17 protein-coding genes, 1 tRNA gene and 2 pseudogenes are annotated in these 20,006 nt (G+C 37.2%); all 20 read left to right on the forward strand.

Annotated features, from left to right (window positions below; translation table 11 throughout):
- The first annotated feature begins 2 nt into the window (after nucleotides 1-2).
- Nucleotides 3-75: transfer RNA gene (locus CHI06_RS05350), tRNA-Phe, on the forward strand.
- A 394-nt stretch (nucleotides 76-469) separates the two neighbouring features.
- On the forward strand, nucleotides 470-1,930 hold the full coding sequence (locus CHI06_RS05355) for a peptidoglycan DD-metalloendopeptidase family protein (RefSeq protein ID WP_095247395.1): 1,461 nt from the start codon (nucleotides 470-472) through the stop codon (nucleotides 1,928-1,930).
- 165 nt (nucleotides 1,931-2,095) lie between these two features.
- On the forward strand, nucleotides 2,096-2,806 hold the full coding sequence (gene yycF, locus CHI06_RS05360; protein ID WP_095247396.1) for a response regulator YycF: 711 nt from the start codon (nucleotides 2,096-2,098) through the stop codon (nucleotides 2,804-2,806).
- An 8-nt stretch (nucleotides 2,807-2,814) separates the two neighbouring features.
- A complete protein-coding gene (gene walK / locus CHI06_RS05365) occupies nucleotides 2,815-4,638 on the forward strand; it encodes a cell wall metabolism sensor histidine kinase WalK (protein WP_095247397.1) in 1,824 nt (607 codons plus the stop codon).
- Nucleotides 4,635-5,957: a YycH family regulatory protein gene (locus CHI06_RS05370; RefSeq protein ID WP_095247398.1), complete on the forward strand. Its 1,323-nt coding sequence runs from the start codon at nucleotides 4,635-4,637 to the stop codon at nucleotides 5,955-5,957. Before walK ends, CHI06_RS05370 begins: the two co-directional genes overlap by 4 nt.
- Complete coding sequence (locus CHI06_RS05375; RefSeq protein WP_095247399.1) at nucleotides 5,944-6,729, forward strand: two-component system regulatory protein YycI; 786 nt, start codon at nucleotides 5,944-5,946, stop codon at nucleotides 6,727-6,729. The genes CHI06_RS05370 and CHI06_RS05375 overlap by 14 nt, the downstream gene beginning before the upstream one ends.
- Before the next feature lie 18 nt (nucleotides 6,730-6,747).
- Nucleotides 6,748-7,542, forward strand: coding sequence for an MBL fold metallo-hydrolase (locus tag CHI06_RS05380; RefSeq protein ID WP_095247400.1), 795 nt, complete (start codon nucleotides 6,748-6,750; stop codon nucleotides 7,540-7,542).
- 126 nt (nucleotides 7,543-7,668) lie between these two features.
- Nucleotides 7,669-8,901: a S1C family serine protease gene (locus CHI06_RS05385; protein WP_095247401.1), complete on the forward strand. Its 1,233-nt coding sequence runs from the start codon at nucleotides 7,669-7,671 to the stop codon at nucleotides 8,899-8,901.
- A 131-nt stretch (nucleotides 8,902-9,032) separates the two neighbouring features.
- Nucleotides 9,033-9,119, forward strand: a pseudogene (locus tag CHI06_RS30900) (CxxH/CxxC protein); the annotation flags it as partial.
- A 100-nt stretch (nucleotides 9,120-9,219) separates the two neighbouring features.
- Nucleotides 9,220-9,699 (forward strand): 23S rRNA (pseudouridine(1915)-N(3))-methyltransferase RlmH, encoded by a 480-nt coding sequence (gene rlmH, locus CHI06_RS05395; protein ID WP_095247402.1) that lies wholly within the window; start codon nucleotides 9,220-9,222, stop codon nucleotides 9,697-9,699.
- A 150-nt stretch (nucleotides 9,700-9,849) separates the two neighbouring features.
- Nucleotides 9,850-10,625, forward strand: a pseudogene (locus tag CHI06_RS05400) (isocitrate lyase/PEP mutase family protein).
- Nucleotides 10,626-10,645: 20 nt separating this feature from the next.
- A complete protein-coding gene (locus CHI06_RS05405) occupies nucleotides 10,646-11,203 on the forward strand; it encodes a bifunctional transcriptional activator/DNA repair enzyme AdaA (RefSeq protein WP_095247403.1) in 558 nt (185 codons plus the stop codon).
- Nucleotides 11,204-12,121, forward strand: a complete 918-nt coding sequence (locus CHI06_RS05410) for a DNA-3-methyladenine glycosylase family protein (RefSeq protein ID WP_095247404.1) — start codon at nucleotides 11,204-11,206, stop codon at nucleotides 12,119-12,121.
- The gene (locus CHI06_RS05415) at nucleotides 12,105-12,590 is read left to right on the forward strand and encodes a methylated-DNA--[protein]-cysteine S-methyltransferase (protein WP_095247405.1); all 486 of its coding nucleotides are present in this window, start codon (nucleotides 12,105-12,107) and stop codon (nucleotides 12,588-12,590) included. The genes CHI06_RS05410 and CHI06_RS05415 overlap by 17 nt, the downstream gene beginning before the upstream one ends.
- Nucleotides 12,591-13,308: 718 nt before the next feature.
- Nucleotides 13,309-13,944, forward strand: coding sequence for a YczE/YyaS/YitT family protein (locus CHI06_RS05420; RefSeq protein ID WP_095247406.1), 636 nt, complete (start codon nucleotides 13,309-13,311; stop codon nucleotides 13,942-13,944).
- Nucleotides 13,945-14,093: 149 nt separating this feature from the next.
- Nucleotides 14,094-14,318 carry a hexameric tyrosine-coordinated heme protein gene (locus CHI06_RS05425; protein ID WP_095247407.1) on the forward strand — a complete coding sequence of 75 codons (225 nt, stop codon included), beginning with the start codon at nucleotides 14,094-14,096 and terminating at the stop codon, nucleotides 14,316-14,318.
- A gap of 274 nt (nucleotides 14,319-14,592) precedes the next feature.
- On the forward strand, nucleotides 14,593-17,166 hold the full coding sequence (locus CHI06_RS05430) for a lipocalin-like domain-containing protein (RefSeq protein WP_095247408.1): 2,574 nt from the start codon (nucleotides 14,593-14,595) through the stop codon (nucleotides 17,164-17,166).
- A 142-nt stretch (nucleotides 17,167-17,308) separates the two neighbouring features.
- Entirely contained in the window at nucleotides 17,309-17,824 is a 516-nt protein-coding gene (locus CHI06_RS05435) for a polyhydroxyalkanoic acid synthase subunit PhaR (RefSeq protein ID WP_095247409.1), read from the forward strand.
- A gap of 50 nt (nucleotides 17,825-17,874) precedes the next feature.
- A complete protein-coding gene (locus CHI06_RS05440) occupies nucleotides 17,875-18,618 on the forward strand; it encodes a 3-oxoacyl-ACP reductase (RefSeq protein ID WP_095247410.1) in 744 nt (247 codons plus the stop codon).
- Nucleotides 18,619-18,698: 80 nt separating this feature from the next.
- Nucleotides 18,699-19,775 (forward strand): class III poly(R)-hydroxyalkanoic acid synthase subunit PhaC, encoded by a 1,077-nt coding sequence (gene phaC / locus CHI06_RS05445; protein ID WP_095247411.1) that lies wholly within the window; start codon nucleotides 18,699-18,701, stop codon nucleotides 19,773-19,775.
- Nucleotides 19,776-20,006 lie beyond the last annotated feature (231 nt).

The raw sequence follows: 20,006 nt of genomic DNA on the forward strand, positions 1-20,006 counted from the left end.
TTGGCTCAGTAGCTCAGTCGGTAGAGCAAAGGACTGAAAATCCTTGTGTCGGCGGTTCGATTCCGTCCTGAGCCATAATAAAAAAAGAAGCTTGCAGATGTAGGCTTCTTTTTTTTGTTTGTCACAAGCGTAATGTTATTGTAATGAAACATCCAATTATTTACATGATTTTAGCGAAGCTTGTCCCATTATGTAAAATGTGGTCATATTCTATCACCTGTATAAAACGTTGGTATAATAACTTTTACCTACCAAAATAGGAGAAAATGTCTAGAAATTCCTTATACTTCCAACTCCTTTGACTGTAGTAAAATGTCAGCTATTATACAATTTTGTTACATTATCAAGACTAATCGTTATTAAATTTGAAATTATGTTAAAGTTATAGAGTAGAAAAAGAGGGAAATTTCTTTTGTGGTTATAAAGTACTAGATTAAGAGAGTTGTTTCCGTAATTTAGGAGGATTCCAATGTTATTTAATAATAAAGGAAGTAAATCAAGTAAATTAAAGAAAAAACAATCTTTGAAAACGGCTGTTATGACAGCGTTTGCGGCTTCTGCACTAATATTCAGCAGCGTGTCTGCAAGTGCTGCAGGTTCGTTCAAATTAACGACTGTTTACCATGTATACCATGATCAACAATATATAGGAACTGTTTCTGATAAAGAGGTTGTTGAAAACATTGTCGAAGAAAAGGAAGACAAGTTAAGAGAATCCATTAAGGATATGGATTTAAATTTTGGCTCAAATATTGAGTACATAAAGGAACAGGTTTTTCATTCAACAGCAAATGATGAAGAAACCATTCAAAAACTCGATAGTATCATTCAGATTCAAGCTGAAGCTTCCGCCATTATCATTGACGGAAAGCCTGTGGTTTTCTTAGAAAACCAAGAAAGTGCTGAAGATGTTATTAAAAGACTTAAACTTGCCTATGTAACTCAAGCTCAACTAGATGAAGTAGAAGCTAGAAAAGCAGCACCCGAAACTGAATTACAACCATTAAAAGAAAATGAAACTCGTATATTAGACGTAAGAGCAGCTGAAAATGTTTCATTTGATTCAGAAAAAGTTTCGCCTGTTGAAATTATGGCAGTTGAAGAGGCAGTTACCTTCTTACAAAAAGGGACATTAGAAGAAAAGAAATATGTTGTCCAAGAAGGCGATGTTCTAGGAACGGTTGCCAATAATCATGGATTAAAGCTAATAGATTTTATTGCATTAAATCCTGGACTAACAGAAGACTCAGTAGTAAAGGTCGGTCAAGAGGTCAATGTAACGGCATTAAAGCCACACCTTGAAATTATTGTTGATAAAGAAGTGAATCAAAAAGAAGCCATTCCGTTTGCAAATGAAACGGTTGATGATAGCAATATGCCAAAAGGCGAAACAAAAGTGAAGCAAGAAGGTAAAAACGGAGAACGTTCTGTTAGCTACCGAATTTCGACACAAAATGGAGCAACCATCAGCAGTGTAGAAACAAGTGAAGTAGTACTAGCACAGCCAGTTAATCATATTGTTGTTAAGGGAACAAAGGTCATTCCTTCACGTGGCACTGGTAGTCTTGCATGGCCAGCAGTTGGAGGCTATATCTCAAGTCAGCAAGGCTATAGATGGGGCAAAATGCACAAGGGAATTGATATTGCAAGACCAAGCAATAATACAATTAAGGCAGCTGATAATGGTAAAGTTATATCAGCAGGCTGGGATGGAGGATACGGTAACAAAATTGTTATTGACCACCAAAATGGCATACAGACGGTATATGCTCACTTAGCATCAATTAGTGTAAGTGTTGGGCAAACTGTTTCGAAAGGCTCAAGCATTGGTGTTATGGGTTCCACTGGAGACTCAACGGGAAAACATTTACATTTCGAAGTTTACAAAAATGGTGCTCTGCAAAATCCTATTGATTATGTAAGTAAATAAAGCCACATCGTATAAAAGAGTCTCTAGTTAGTACTAGAGACTCTTTTCGTGTCAAATACTAGTAATAGATGAATTACTGCCGAAACAATGGTAAAGTAAAATAGAGTAGATATGTCATTTAATTGTTATCGATAGATTATTCTGAAAAACAAAGGAGCAATGGGTATGGAAAAGAAAATTCTCGTAGTGGATGATGAAAAACCGATTGCGGATATTTTGCAGTTTAACTTAAAAAAAGAGGGTTACGATGTTTACAGTGCTTATGATGGAAACGAAGCTCTCGTAATGGTAGAAGAAGTACAGCCAGACTTAATTCTCTTAGATATTATGCTGCCTTTAAAAGATGGAATGGAAGTTTGCCGCGAAGTCCGTAAGAAATATGATATGCCGATTATTATGCTGACCGCTAAAGATTCGGAAATAGATAAGGTATTAGGCCTTGAGCTTGGTGCAGATGATTATGTAACAAAACCTTTTAGTACGAGGGAATTAATCGCTAGAGTCAAAGCGAATCTGCGTCGACATCAGGTTGTCATTTCTCAGGCAGATGAGGAAGTTGAAACAAACGAAATTGAAATTGGTTCACTAACCATCCATCCAAATGCATATGTCGTTTCAAAACGCGGGGAGACGATTGAACTAACCCACCGTGAATTTGAACTGCTCTACTATTTGGCAAAGCATATTGGACAGGTAATGACAAGGGAGCATCTGCTGCAAACCGTATGGGGCTATGATTATTACGGAGATGTTCGAACAGTGGATGTAACGGTTCGCCGTTTACGTGAAAAGATTGAAGATAACCCTAGCCACCCTACATGGATTGTTACTCGTAGAGGAGTGGGCTACTATTTGCGTAACCCAGATCAGGAGTAATGTTCTTCATGAAAAAGGTTAGTTTTTTTCGTTCTATACATGTTAAATTCGTAATCATCTACGTACTGCTAATTTTAGTTGCGATGCAGATTATTGGCGTCTATTTTGTCAGGCAGCTCGAAGAAACGTTAAGGACAAATTTTCAAACCTCGATAAAAGAACGCGTTAATTTGCTTGCCTATAATGTGGTCGAAGAAATGGAAAGAAAAAGGACTCCTGAAGATCCTACTCTTGAAGAAGAAATTAAAAAGATTCTTCGTGATTTTGAATCAGCTGATATTTTTGAGGTTAGGGTTATTGAGGGAAAGTCTCGTAAAATTCTGGGAACCTCCGATACAAACCAAAGCATCGTCGGACAGAGAACAACAGAGCTGCGGATTACGCAGTCCATCAATCTTGGGGAAGATTCGAGCAGTATCAGAATTGATAAAAAAGGCGGACATCGGATATGGGTTCTTTCGACGCCAATAAAATCAGGCAATAATGTTATTGGTGCTATTTATTTGGAAGCTAAAATAGAAAATGTATTTACCCAAATGAAAACCATTAATGGTATTTTTGCAACGGGTACAGGTATTGCATTAGCGATTACGGCTATTCTAGGAATACTGCTGGCACAGACCATAACTAGACCGATTACAGACATGAAAAAGCAAGCAATGGCGATGGCGAAAGGGAATTTTTCGCGAAAAGTAAGGGTATATGGGCAGGATGAAATTGGAACATTAGCCCTTACCTTTAACAATCTAACGAAAAAGCTCCAAGAAGCTCAGGCAATGACCGAGGGAGAAAGAAGGAAGCTTTCTTCCGTCTTATCCTATATGACAGACGGAGTAATTGCGACAGACCGAAAAGGCCGAGTGATCTTAATCAATGAACCTGCTGCGGAGATGTTGAATGTTTCACGTGAAACAGTTCTCTCACAGCCAATTGATTCTCTATTAGGGTTAAGTGATACGAATACATTTGAAGATTTATTAGAAGAAAAGGATTCGTTAATTCTTGATTATAGTACGAAAAAAGAACCTTATATTCTTCGTGCTAACTTTTCAGTTATTCAAAAAGAGACGGGTTTTGTAAATGGGTTAATTGCGGTTCTTCACGATATAACCGACCAGGAAAAAATAGACGCGGAAAGAAGAGAGTTTGTTGCCAATGTATCTCATGAGTTAAGAACACCGCTCACTACGATGAGAAGTTACTTAGAGGCATTGGCCGATGGCGCCTGGAAGGATGAAGAGATTGCCCCTAACTTTTTAGAAGTTACGCGGACTGAAACGGAAAGAATGATCCGCCTAGTCAATGACCTTCTTCAACTTTCCAAATTGGATAGTACAGATTATCGACTTTCAAAAGAATGGGTAAATTTTGTTGATTTCTTTGACCGTATTATTGACCGTTTTGAAATGTCAAAAGAGCAAAATGTAAGCTTTCAAAGATTACTGCCAACTCATGCAATCTTTGTAGAAATAGATGAAGATAAAATGACACAGGTACTTTACAATATTATATCGAATGCACTTAAGTATTCTCCAGAAGGCGGACAGGTTACTTTTTCAATAAAAGAGGAAGAAGAAAAAATTGTCGTTAGTGTCTCTGATGAAGGGGTAGGAATACCCAAGGAGAATATCGCTAAGATTTTTGATCGTTTTTATCGTGTGGATAAAGCGAGAACAAGAAAATTGGGTGGTACGGGATTAGGATTGGCCATTGCAAAGGAAATGGTTAATGTTCATGGCGGCATGATTTGGGCTGTAAGTGACGAGGGAAAAGGGACGGAAATTTCCTTTTCACTGCCATACGAGCAATCTGAAGAGGATGAATGGTCATGAGATACGAAAATAGTAAATCAGTCATATTAACAATTCTAATTCTGGTTAGTATTGTTTTAACTTGGAATCTTTGGACGTATCAGCCTAATTTTGACATGATGGAAAATGGTAATAATGTTGCAGAGGTAACTTTAAAGGAAAAACGCGAGCTTCATGAGGTCATTACCCCTGATTTAGTGGTATTTCATAGAAACGGGCAGCATTATGGGACAACCAATGCCGCGCTACTAAATCAGATTATGAGTGAAATAAGGAAATGGTCTTTCTACGACGTGAAAAACTACTCTGAAAATGTAGAGGATATCAAAGAATTGGTACATGGAAATGGCAATGCTGAAATTGTCTTTCCAACTGACATTCCGATTGAACTATATCGAAGTGTACTAAAATTTGAGGAGAAAAGAATTCCGGCTTTCAATTTTAATCGAATTATTATAAACGTTGAGAATTCTGAAAAGGGAAATGGGACAGTATATTTCGTTTCGGCCGATTACCGGCAGGTTTATATAAGCCATATATCCCCAGGGTTATTAAATGAATTTAATCGTGATTTTTATAAAAATGCTGAGCAATATCAGCGCTATTTCGCTTATGAAGCAACAGAGGAGCGGACTGTTTTTATCCCAGATGGAAATGTAGAAATGATGGAATATACCTATCTACCTGTCGTTCTTAATTCGGAGGCATTCAAAGAAGCATTGTTTAGTGACCCGAGATTTGTACAAAGGGGAACGGTTTCCGGGGTAGAAGAATTTAGTGATGCTTCGAGTAAGATGACTGTTAATCAGAATACCAATATGCTCCTTTATGTTAATCCTAATGGAGAGTCTGATTATGTTGACAATGCTTATGATTTATTAATGAGGAGTATCGATTTTATTAATGGGCATGGCGGCTGGACAGACCCTTATCGATATGTTGCCAGGGATGTAAAAAGGAAATCTGTTACGTTCCGTTTATATAATAATGATGGTTTTCCTGTCTTTAATGAGAGCGGCATGTCAGAGATTCAAGAAGTCTGGGGCAGAAATGAGATTTCGAAATATGTTAGGCCCAATATAGCTTTAGAGCTTCCGTTAACGACGGAAATGGTAAAGGTAACACTTCCAACAGGTTCAGAGGTACTGGGATATCTCGAAAGTAAAAAAAATTTTAAACCAGAATTACTAGAGCAACTTGTTTTAGGATACAGGATGACAAGGGATAATGGTGAAAATAAACTGATTCTCCTAGAGCCTGCTTGGTTCTACCGTTATAACCAGACATGGGGACAAATCAAGAAGGATGACCTGGGGGGATTGTTGCATGGATTGGAGTAAAATTAAGACAATTTTTATCTTAACGTTCCTGATATTAGATGTTTATCTTTTATTTCAGTTTATGAAAGTTAGAGATGCAAATCAATACGAGGTCATTACAGAGGCCTCTTTTGTGGAAATGCTAGAGGCAGAGGAAATTCGTTATAAAGAGCTGCCAAAGGCACCTATTGAGGACCAGTATCTAAGTGCCAAACCCAAAATGTTTACGAAGGATGATATAACAAAACTTAAGGGGCAAACAGCGCTTCTAAAGGAACCCAGCACAGCACTGATAGTGAAGCTGGATAAGCCGATCGCTTTAAAGCCAAAATTTGAAGCAGCTGAGTTAACACCTTATATTAAGGATAATGTTTTGTACGGCAGCCAGTATAAATTTTGGAAGAAAGAGGATAAGAAAAACACCATCATTTACTTTCAACAATATGAGAATATGACTTTATATGAAAACCTAAGCGGAATGCTTACTTTTCAAATTGATGATCATAATCAAATTATATCCTATGAACAAACCTATCTAGAGGATATTGCAAAAGTGACAGAAAAGGAGGAAATCCTCCCTCCTTTAAAGGCATTGGAAACCTTGCATCAAAAAGGTGCTCTAATGCCAAAAAGTAAAATTACAAAAGTTGAACTTGGTTATTCAACATTAATTCAGCTTGCGGCTTCACAAGCTTTAGCACCAACATGGCGTTTTGTGGTGGATGATAAAGAAAGTCTTTATGTTAATGCACTAGAAGGACAGATTATAGAATTTAACAGCGATGAAAAATAGGGATGTGGAGTGAAAAATATGGAATTGAGGTTTAGCGTTTTAGCGAGCGGGAGTACGGGGAATTCGCTTTATGTTGAATCAGACGAGCATTCCTTTCTAGTAGATGCAGGATTTAGCGGGAAGCAAATGGAGGCATTTTTTCAACATATAGATCGAGATATAAGTAAATTATCAGGAATTTTTGTAACCCATGAACATAGTGATCATATTAAAGGGATTGGTGTATTGGCCCGTAAATATAAACTGCCAGTTTACGCGAATGAAAATACCTGGCGGGCAATGGAACGAAATGTTGGAGATATTCCAACAGAGCAAAAGATGATTTTCAGCACAGAAAGTGTAAAAAGCTTTGGTGCAACAGATATTGAATCATTTGGGGTCTCGCATGATGCAGCAGAGCCGATGTTTTATGTTTTCCATCACTCAGGCAAGAAATTGGTTTTAATCACAGATACAGGCTATGTAAGTGATCGGATGAAAGGGATTATATCAAATGCTGATGCCTATATTTTTGAGTCAAATCATGATGTGCAAATGCTGAGAATGGGAAGATATCCTTGGAATACGAAACGAAGGATTCTGAGCGACCTTGGTCACGTTTCAAATGAAGATGCAGCGATTGCGATGAGTGAAGTAATTGGAGACAATACAAAAAGAATATATCTTGCCCATTTAAGTCTTGATAACAATATGAAAGACTTAGCAAGAATGTCAGTAACACAAACGATGCAAAGCCAAGGGTTGATTGTTGGCGAGCAGTTTGACCTCTACGACACAGATCCTAAAGTTCCAACGATTTTAACAGCAGTATAGCCTAGAACAAAGATACTCGATTGGTATCTTTGTTCTTTTTTTTATAAAATGACTGTGGACAGAGTATAATTGTAAGTATAAGCCAAAATAAAAGGTAGTTGCTTACGAAAGGGAGACGTGGTGAAAATGGGTTATTATGATGATCATTCACAGGAGCGTTACCAAAAACAAAGTGGAAATAGAGGAGGATATTTTCTTGCCAGTATTGTCGGTGCAATACTTGGAGCGATGCTAGTTGTCATTTCAATTCCGGCATTATCCAACCAAGGATTCCTTCCTTACGATGTGCAGCCAAACAATAACCAATCTGCTGGTGGAAATAATGATAATCAAGATAATTTTATTCAACAGCAGGTATCCTATGATGTAAATACGGATACAACAAAAGCGATTGATAAGGCTGCAGATGCTGTAGTTGGGATTAATAATATCCAAAATTCAAATTTTTGGTATGATGAGTCTGGTGACGACCAAGGTCCTGCTGGTACAGGCTCAGGTGTTATTTATAAAAAGGCAGGAAATAAAGCATACGTCGTAACCAACCAGCATGTGGTCGAGGGTGCAACACAATTAGAGGTTACTTTAAATGATGGTACAAAAATACCTGCTAAATTGCTCGGAGGCGATGTCTGGACTGATTTAGCAGTTCTTGAAATTGATGCAGCCAAGATTAAAAAAGTTGCTGAATTTGGCAATTCTGAGGCACTGAAAATGGGTGAGCCCGTCATGGCAATTGGGAATCCGTTGGGTGCCACATTCTCTGGTTCTGTGACCCAAGGGATTATTTCAGGAATTAACCGGACGATCCCAGTTGATATCAATCAAGATGGGATTATGGATTGGCAAGCAGAAGTACTGCAGACAGATGCAGCCATAAATCCAGGTAACAGCGGTGGTGCCTTAGTCAATATTGCTGGACAACTTATTGGGATAAACTCGATGAAAATCGCACAAGAGGCCGTGGAAGGGATTGGCTTATCGATTCCAATTAATTATGCAAGACCAATTATTGATGATTTGGAGCAATTTGGAGTGGTGAAACGCCCATATATGGGAGTGGATTTGAAGTCTGTAGCTGAAATTCCTGGGTATTATCAAGAAGAAGCATTAAAATTACCTAGAGATATTAACTATGGAGTTGCTCTTCGACAAGTTGTCTCTAATTCACCTGCTGCACAGGCTGGGTTACAAGAGCTGGATGTTATTGTGGAAATGGATGGTGAAACCATACATGACGTCATTGATCTTAGAAAGCATTTATATCAAGAGACCAAAATTGGAGACCAGATGGAAGTAAAATACTATCGAGAAGGAAAGTTGAATACCACTACAATAACGCTAGCTGAAGATAGGTCATAATGATAAGGCAGAAAGGTGTAATCACCTTTCTGTTTTTTTATGGTATGATAGGAAACTGAATGAAACATATAGGAAAGTAAATAATAATGAAACATGTTTTTAGGAGTTGTGGATGAGTTGAAACGTTTCCAGTTTTATCTAAGGTAATTGGGGATAACTTATCAACAGGTTGTGAATATTGTCGAAATACAGCTGTATATATTGTGGCGAACAAATGATTCCATACAAGATGTGGATAAAAATTGTGGACATGTGGATAACTTCTGTGGATATCTTGTTTGTAAACTGTTTGTAATATAAAAAAGAGGGTTGTGGATTGTGAATATCTCGATTGTTAGTGTTGGTAAATTAAAAGAAAAATATTTAAAAATGGGAATTGATGAATATTTAAAGCGACTGAATTCGTATGCGAAAGTAGAAGTCATTGAGGTGGCTGACGAAAAGGCACCAGAAGAACTAAGTGAGTTGGAAATGATTCAGGTAAAGCAAAAAGAGGGAGAAAGAATTTTGGCTAAGATTAGCCAGGATACATATGTAATAGCACTTGCAATCAATGGGAAAATGCAATCCTCTGAAGAGCTTGCGGATACGTTAGACAAATTAGCCACGTATGGGAAAAGTAAGATTGCCTTTGTTATTGGCGGATCGTTAGGATTAAGTGAAGAAGTGCTAAAACGTGCGAACGAAAAGCTTTCTTTTTCAAAGATGACCTTCCCCCATCAACTAATGAAATTAATATTAGTGGAGCAGATTTATAGAGCGTTCAGAATAAATCGCAATGAACCGTATCATAAGTAAATGAGGCTTTTATAATAGAGCTTAGAAGTGGAGCACATATGCTTCACTTTTTTCTTGTTCTAAAGACTGACCATAAGAGCAAGAATGAGGACGAAATGGAGGTCGATTACTTGTTAAAATGGGTCCAACAAACATTTGGAGGGAAATAAAATGAATAAGATTCAGGAATTCAATGAGCTGCATTTTTCAGAGGAACTATTATTTCTAGGAAACGCCTGGGATTTGCTTTCTGCCTTAACACTTGAAAAAGCAGGATTCAAAGCTATTGGTACCACCAGTTGGGGAATTGCTAACTCACTAGGGTATGCAGATGGAGAATTAATTGATTTTGATAGGCACTTAGGAATAATAAAAACGATAACTGAGAATGTGAAAATACCTGTTTCCGTGATATCGAAGCAGGGTATAGTGAGGATACTAACAAGATTATTTATAATGTTTTAAAGACAGCTGATGTTGGGGTAGCTGGTATCAATATTGAAGATTCTTTGAAAGGTTCAAATGAATTAAGAGAAATTCCACTGCACTGTAAACTACTGGGGAAAATAAGAATAGCGTTAGATCGAAATGGTTATAAAGAGTTCTATATCAATGCCAGAACCGATACTTACTTGCAAAGGAAAAATACCTTAGTGGAAACAATTGAACGAGCAAAGGCATATATAGAGAGCGGTGCCAGCGGGATTTTTGTTCCTGGGTTAAAAGAGGATGATGAGATTAAAGAATTTAAAAAGAATGTAAGTTCTCCATTAAATGTATTATCTTTACCTGGACTAACCAATTGTAATAAGCTAAAAGAATTAGGAGTAAGACGTTTTAGTTTTGGAAATGCACTATCTGATAAAGTGATCGCTTATTTAGAAAAGAAGGTTTCTAATTTATTGGAGTTTAAAGATACATCTCTCTTGTACGAGAACGAAAGATAATCTGAAAGGTAGTTGGGTAGATGGTGTCTAATATCAATCTTTCATTTGAAGAGATGTGGGAGAAAATTATCGCTTGTGATCGAAAATATGATGGGCTATTTTTTACTGCAGTTAAAACTACTAAAATTTACTGTCGTCCTTCCTGCAGATCAAGGAAACCCAAAAAAATAAATGTTGAATTTTATCATGATATGAATGAAGTTGAAATAGCTGGTTATCGTCCTTGCAAAAGATGTCAGCCAGAAGTTGAGCAATCGCCACATATTGAGCTTGTCAGAAATATTATTACATTCCTAGTCAATCATTATAAACAAAATTTGATATTAAAAGACATCGCGAATCATGCAGGTTTAAGTCCCTTTTATTTGGAGCGCTTATTTAAACAGGAAACATCTGATACTCCACGTAGTTATTTAGAAAAAATACGTATCGATAAAGCAGCCCACCTTCTAAGATGCACAAACTTGACGAACCTTGAGATTTGTTATGAGGTGGGGTTCCAGAGTCCTTCCAATTTTTACAAAGTATTTCGAAGCTTAAAAAATTGTTCTCCCAGTGAATATCGAAAGGACCTCTAAATGAATTGGATTGATTATGAATCTTATATAGAAATATATCCACCAAAGGAATTTAATTTTGAAGAGTGTTTAGTTTTCTTGGGTAGGTCCAATCAGGAAATGGTGCATCAGATTAAAGAGGGGTCTTTATATAAACTAATAAAAGTTAATGAATCACTGATTTTATGTAAAATTGAATCTATCAATCATTCCATAAAGGTTGAATTCCCAATAGGCCCTTCACCGTTTGACTCACGTAAAAAAGCGGCAGAGTATATTTGGGAATGGTTTGATCTGGATCAGGATTTAGGAGAATTTTATCAACTGGCTGGTCAAGATAAAGTTTTAAAGACTCTTGTCCATAAATATTATGGATTACGGATTATAGGCATTCCTGATTTATTTGAAGCGCTCGTATGGGCGATTATGGGACAGCAAATTAATTTAACATTTGCTTATAGATTAAAGAAACGCTTCATAGAACAATATGGTGAAAGCCTGACTTTCGAAGGAGAAACGTTTTGGTTATTCCCCTCATTTGAAAAAATAGCTACTATAAATGTCGAGGATTTAAGGAAACTTCAATTTACTTATAGGAAGGCTGAATATATCATTGGTATCGCTAAAGCGATGACAAATGGGCTATTAACCAAAGAATTATTGCTTCAGAAGATGGATTATCAGCTAATACAAAAATCATTAATGATGATAAGAGGTATCGGAGCATGGACGGCAGATTATGTAATGATGAAATGTCTGCACTATACCTCCTCCTTCCCAGTTGCAGATGTTGGACTTCATAATGCCTTAAAAAATCTATTAGATCTGGAGAGGAAACCGACTATAGAGGAAATAAAAGAGTATGCAGCAAATTGGGAAGGCTGGCAGGCATATGCTACCTTTTATCTTTGGAGGTCTTTATATGACAAAAATACATAAATTGGATTATGAATCACCAATTGGCGTAATCGAAATAATCAGCACTAATGAAGCCATCAGCTCAATTTTATTTTCTGAAAAGGATAAAAGGGAGAATTATTTACAGGCCGAAACTCCTTCGGTCTTAGCAGAATGCTATACCCAACTTGACGAATATTTTAAAGGTAATCGTCGTGACTTTTCATTCCCGTATCAATTTCATGGGACTGACTTTCAAAAAACAGTATGGGAAGCTTTAATAGAAATCCCCTATGCGGAAACGGGGTCCTATAAGGATATTGCCGTTTCCATTGGGAATGAAAAAGCCATTAGAGCTGTGGGGAGTGCAAATGGCAAAAACAAGTTAAGCATTGTCATTCCTTGTCACAGAGTAATCGGCTCTAATGGGAAATTAACTGGTTATGCAGGAGGTCTGTGGAGAAAAGAATGGCTGCTTCAACATGAGAAATCTTGTAAAAAGGAACATTAGCAGTTTGTAAGATTAAAAGTATCTCATTTAGATCTGTTACGGTTAACCGTAAGTAAATGAGGCTTTAGCCAAATACCTCTCCTTAAGGTTGGGGAGACTAGAACAGAATAAGTTTTATTAATGGAAATAGAAGTGATAAGAATGGTATTGTCAGAAGGTAAAGTAAATGGATTGATAATTGGGGGATCAGGTTAAGCACCCTATCTGATAAATAGACGGAGAAATTCCGCTTAGTTAGTAAATAAAATGAAAATAGCCTAAATAGACGGAGAAATTCCGCCTATTGACTCGAAAAACGTGAAAATGGAGGATTTTGCGTTGCATAGACGGAAAACCTCCGCTTATATACCCCGAAACGAGCTTCACTCTGTACCTAACCGGAAAATCTCCGCTTATTCTTTTATGGTTGTTTATAATTATAAAATAAGTGAACATATAATATTATTATTCAGTGTGACTTTTCTAGATCTTTAATAATATTTAAAGTATTCAAATGTCAATTGATTACATACTTAACGGAAAGCGAGAGATAATGAATGGAAATCTCGCCTGTTTTTTCCCTCTTAAATAACTACGGTGAACCATATCATAAATAATAAATTTTTCAAATCAACGTAAGCCAGACTTAGGGTGATTTCCATTTAATTTTTATAGTTTCCTTTATACTTGATATGGTATAGTGGTCTAGTTAAAAATTTTCGAGATTATAGGAGAAATTATGAGAAAAGAATGGATTCTTCGCTGGTCTTTTTTTGTTTTTGGACTGATTGTTTTAGCGTTAGGTGCTGCCTTAACGATTGAAGGAAAGCTATTAGGAGTAGCTCCTTGGGATGTGTTTCATTATGGAATGTTTCTGAAGCTGGGGCTGACGATTGGCACATGGTCAATTATTATCGGATTTCTTTTGCTGGCTGCTGCCTCCATTGCAACGAAAAAGTTACCTAAAATAGGTGCGTTTTTAAATATGCTGTTACTAGGTTTATTCATTGATTTCTTTTTGTGGCTATTGCCAAGTATCGATAGTTTAACAGGAGCACTATTATTCTTTGTTTTAGGAATTATTCTAATGGGGTATGGGGTTGGACTCTATGTTTCCGCTGATTTGGGTTCTGGACCACGTGATAGTATTATGCTCCTGATTGTAGACAAAACTGGATGGAGTATACAATGGGTTCGTAATGGAATGGAAATACTCGTACTCATTCTAGGTTGGACATTAGGAGGCCCTGTCGGGATTGGATCAGTGATTATTGCCTTATTCCTGGGTCCGATTGTAGGCTTTTCCTTACCGCAATGTAAAACACTACTAAAGTATTTACTTGTTAAAAAGGAACACCAAAAACTAGCAGCATAAAATAGTCATAAGTTTGTGAATTTTAAAAGGTGCAGAGCTTAATCTGTGCCTTTTTTTCATCTTGGTCTAATTCCACACCTTTTGGTAATTAATGAAGAAGGTAAGTTTTATAGGTACAGTTTTAAATATAAAAATGGGAGGTCGAGTCCATGAGTGATTGGCTTACAAGTCTAGAAACAGCAACACCTCAGGAGGACTTTGAATTAGCTATTTTATTGGCTGGAAAAGGTGTCGCTGATACCCAGCCCTCTGCAGATTTAAGGAATAAACTTCGGACAGAATATGAAGGAAATGCAGACAGTCTTACACTGGCTTCACAGGTAATTGCCACTCATTTTCAAACAGTGGCGGCTGCTAATAATCATTGGAAATAGAAAAAGAACAAGGGACTTATCCTTTGTTCTTTTTTAGATACAACTTGTACGTTCATCACCACTATTATTTTGAAACTTGTTCAAACAAGTGTGTAAAACAATATTGAGAATTTTTCAATTTTATAGTATTGTTTAATAAGTAGTAGTTTACTAGTTCCACTATGTAAGCGGTTTACCACTTGTATGTACAACTTTATTGAGATTGGAGGAACCTATAGAGTTGAAAAAAGGGGATCAACATTATTGGTCCGTACAATGATAAGGAGGAGATAGTATGAAAAAGAAAGGTCTTTTTAAGAGTTTCATATCTGTTTTTCTAATACTGCTGTTGTTAATACCCATAACCGCGTTTGGCAACGAGGAAACAAGTAATTCTGAACCACTTGAGTTTAGGAATGCTTCCGTTCATGACCCTTCAATCATTAAAGATCCAAAAACGGGAACTTACTATGTCTATGGCTCACACATTGATGGGGCTAAATCAACAGACTTAATCAATTGGGATCGATTCACAAATGGGTATACTACTCCCAATAATAAGGTATATGGAGATTTGTCAACAAACCTTGCCGAGTCCTTTAAATGGGCTGGAGAGAATGATTCAGACAGCAAAGGCGGCTATGCTGTTTGGGCTCCGGATGTTTTTTGGAATAAACATTATGTAAATGAAGATGGTACAAAGGGTGCCTATATGATTTACTATAGTGTGTCTTCCACTTATATCCGTTCTGCAATCGGGATCGCGGTGTCTAAGAACATTGAAGGACCATTTAAATATGTAGATACCATTATGTATTCAGGATTTACGAATACGGAAGCTTATGATCGAAACAGTACCGTAAATAAGCACTGGGAAAATACGAATATCGCAGATCTGATTGAAAATGGAGTAATCGATGAGGTAAATCCTGATTGGTTTACGGCAAATGGAGCCTATAATAATAAACTTTATACGAATGCAATTGATGCCAACATTCTTCAGGCTAAGAATAATAAGATTTATATGACTTACGGCTCCTGGTCTGGCGGAACCTTTATTTTAGAATTAGATAAGAAAACAGGACTGCCAAAATATCCTGGAAAAGATGGAATTACAGAAGATGGAAGAATGATAGACAGATATTTTGGTACAAAAATTGCCTCTGGCTACGGAAGATCGGCTGAAGGAACCTATGCTGTCTATGATAAGGAAACCGGCTACTATTACCTATACATTACCTATGGAGGTTTAGCATCTGATGGCGGTTATCAGATGAGACAGTTTAGATCAGAGAGTCCTGCTGGTCCATATGTAGATGCAAAAGGTAACCCTGCGGTATTCCCGGAGTCATTTGATATCGGAGTAGGCAACTTCCCAAGTAATAAGGATCATAAAGATATCGGTAATAAAATGATTGGGAATTTCCTATTTAAAAGAGATCTTGGTGAAGCGGGCACGGGAATTGGTACAGGCTACCTTTCTCCAGGACATAACTCTTACCTCATTGACGAAGAACTAGGCAAGGAATTTATCGTGACTCATACTCGTTTCCCGCAGCAAGGGGAAGTGCATGAAGTTCGTGTACATCAAACATTTAAGAACAGTGATCAATGGCCAGTACCGACACCATACCGCTATGCTGGTGAAACAATCAAGAAAGTTTCCGAAGGTGATGTAACGGGTGACTATAAATTCATTAATCACGGAAAAGAAATTACAGGTAATTTGACTGAATCCACATGGGTGAAGTTGAACAGTGATCACACCATTTCTGGAGCAGTAACAGGGACATGGAAACTGTATGGCAAGTATCGGGCAGAATTAACCATTGATAATGAAGGAACGTATGATGGTGTATTTATCCGCCAATATGACCCTACATTGGGACAGTGGGTGATGACGTTTAGTGCAATGTCAGATGAAGGAATCGTCATTTGGGGAAGTCATGTAGATGCATCTTCTGATGAAGAACTAGTACAGGCAATTAAACAAGAGTTAGGTACTAGTTTCCCGTCTACTGTCATTAGCGATTTAGAGCTTCCATCCGTAGCTACAAAAGGAGCGAAAATTACCTGGGAATCTTCCAATCCAGAGGCAGTGTCCACTGAAGGCGTGGTTACACGACCAAGCTATGATGCCCAAGATGCTGTGGTAGAATTAACAGCGAAGATTACACTAGGTGATTCGACTGAAACATTAACCATAACCGTTACAGTGACGAAAAAGGCAGAAGGCGGCTTAGCGGCTTTCTACGATTTTAATGATAGTTTCAAAGATCGTTCGGGAACAAATAAAACGGACGCAGCCGTAACGGGAGACCGAATTAATAATCAAGGCGGACAAATTACCTTTGCTGAAGGTAAAGTAGGACAAGCCGCAAAATTTGATGGGAATTCGGGACTGCGTTTAGATGACGGCTTAATTACAGGTGACACTTACTCTGTATCATTGTGGTTAAAGCCTGAACAACTCACTGAATTTACAACCTCATTCTTTGGGGCAAAAACCGCGAATAATTGGATTAGTGTCGTTCCTAAAACAGGATGGGGTAATACGATGGTTTGGTCACACAATGGTGACCAGTGGTATGATGCGGTAACGGATCGGACTATACCTGTAGGTGAGTGGTCACATCTTACTTTAACGGTAAAAGAAGGTGACGTTGTGTTTTATGTTAATGGTGTAGCGAAATATACAGGGACCAACTTCCCGAATGTATTTACCTCCATTGATGCGGAATTTGGGTTAGGTGTGAACTACTGGGATACTCCTTTTAAAGGATTAATAGATGAAGTGCGAGTTTATGATGGATTGGCCCTTCCTGCAAATGAAGTCCAATCCCTTTACCAAAATCCAGCTGGAGAATAACAGTTGTTGAAAAACAAGAATAAAATTTTGTGATTCATCCCCTTTTGCTGATAAAAGAGCAAAAGGGGATTTTTATTTATATTGATGAATATCCTATCATTCCAATTGAAATTGTACGGTAGTTTGCAAAAAAGGGGGAATTTTGTCAATAAAAGAAGAAAAGTATTTCGATAATTTTCAATATTTAATCTTTAATTATTTCCATATAGTTAGTATGATTGAAACGTCTAGAAAGAATAAGGAGGAAACGGATATGAACCAAAGCTTTAACTTTTATGATATGTGGAAGGATTATTATTCCCAAACCAGTAAATTATTTGATGAAAAAGTCAGCAAGGATTTCCCTTCTGAAGGTATGGGGCAGATTTTGGAGATGAATCTTCAATTTAAAAAAATGATTGATGAATCTACGTTAAAGTACTTAGAGTTTATGAACGTACCAAGTCGAAATGACATTGCGAACATTTCTTCGCTGATTGTTAATGTAGATGCAAAAGTGGATGATTTAGAAGAAAAATTAGAAGAGAAACTGGACAGCCAAGAAGTTCAGGAATCATTTAAAACAGAATTGACCCATTTAAAGAAGGACATGAAGAGTTTGGATACAAAGTTGAATCAAATCCTTACCATGTTGAAATCACAAGAAAAAGTGAAATAGAAAAGTATTACATAGTTTTTTACAACTACTATAGATGGAGTGGATTAAAAATGACAGGATTAACGGGTAAAGTAGCAATCGTAACAGGTGGCAGCAGAGGAATCGGAGCAGCGATTGCATTGGAATTGGCTAAAAATGGAGCAAAGGTTGTCATTAACTATAATATCCGTAAAGAATTAGCAGATAAAGTAGTCGCAGAAATTAATGAATTTGGCGGAGATGCATACGCAGTCCAAGCAGATGTTTCAGAAAGTAATGAGTCAGCATATCTGGTACAAGAAACCATCAAACATTATGGCAAATTAGATATCCTGATTAATAATGCAGGAATTACAAGAGACAGCACGTTTAAAAAATTGACCGAAGAAGATTGGAGAGAAGTAATCAATGTTAATTTAAACAGTGTTTACAACAATACTTCTGCTGCCTTACCTTATCTTCTTGAATCAGATGCAGGCCGCATCATCAACATTTCGTCAATTATTGGCCAAGCTGGCGGCTTTGGACAAACCAACTATGCTGCAGCAAAAGCAGGACTAATTGGATATACTAAATCCCTCGCTCTTGAACTTGCTAGAAGTAAGGTAACGGTTAATGCCATTTGCCCAGGATTTATTGGAACCGAGATGGTCCAAGCCATTCCTGAAAAAGTTCTTGCAGGTATCGTTGAAAAAGTACCACAAAAACGTTTAGGCAAACCGGAAGAAATCGCTCGTGGTGTTGTTTTCCTATGTAAAGATGGTGACTATATTACTGGTCAGCAATTAAATATTAACGGTGGACTTTACATGTAAGTGTCATGAAGGTTCGTATTTATTAATAAATTGATAGAGTAAATAAATTATGTAAGGAGTGAACAGTCATTAGCGTACTTATGCCTACCGATTGGAATGAACTGCTCGAATATACACCTCCGGAATACAAGGAGATGTATCAACGTACATTAAGAGCAAATCAAGTGCTAACAACAGATGCTGATCCGGAAGTAGCACCAACACCGAAAGAACTTATTTGGACAAGAAATAAAACGAAGCTCTATCGCTATATTTCTGAAAGTCCAAAAAAACATAAGATTCCTCTTCTTTTGGTGTATGCCCTTATTAATAAACCTTATATCCTGGATTTAACAAAGGGCGGTAGTTTAGTAGAGTACTTGGTTAATCGCGGGTTTGAAGTCTATCTGCTTGAGTGGGGCCAACCTGGTTATGAAGATAGAAATATGAAACTAGATGATTACATTATGGACTATATCCCACGTGCCGTTCGTAAGGTACTGAGAAAATCAAACGTGGATGAAGTTTCAATCCTTGGTTATTGCATGGGGGGAACGATCACGGCTGCATTTGCAGCACTGCACCCTGAATTACCGATCCGGAATCTTATCTTTATGACAAGTCCTTTTGATTTTGAAAAGACTGGCTCATATGGTGCGATGTTAGATGAACGATATTTTAATATTGATAAAGTTGTAGATACCCTAGGAGTTATTCCACCTGAAATGATTGACTTTGGAAACAAAATGATCAATCCAATGGGAACGAACTATGGACCATATATTAGTCTGTATGAACGTGCGGATAATGAAAAGTTCATAAAGAGCTTTAAGCTATTGCAAAAATGGTTAAACGACGGTATTCAATTCCCAGGTGAAGCCTATCGCCAGTGGATTAGAGACTTTTATCAGCAAAACAAACTGATAAAAGGAGAAATGGTTATTCGTGGTAAGAAGGTTAACCTTGAAAATATCAGAGCTAACGTGCTTAATTTATCTGGTAAAAACGACCTCATCGCCCAGCCGCACCAAGTGGAAGCGTTGATGAATGCTATATCTAGTGAAGATAAAGAATATAAATGTTTACCAGTGGGTCATACGTCGATTACATTTGGCAGTCAGGCTACAAAAATAACATATCCAACCATTGCTGACTGGCTGGAAGAACGATCTAACTAAATATTCTAATAGAAGTGTCCCAAATTAATCATTTGGGGCACTTTTTTTATATTAAACAACATAGAGATAGTGGTAAAAATAATTATATTAAATTTTCAGAAAGTTTACAAGCCTAATTGTCCGATTCGGATAGTTTCTTGATAGATAGGGAAATTGCGTCAAATGGAATCACACTAAATTAATATAGCAAGGATATTAGGGAATAATAGTGGGTATCTAGTCTTCTAAGGA

The organism is Bacillus sp. 7884-1 (assembly GCF_002272245.1).
GTDB lineage: Bacteria > Bacillota > Bacilli > Bacillales > Cytobacillaceae > Neobacillus.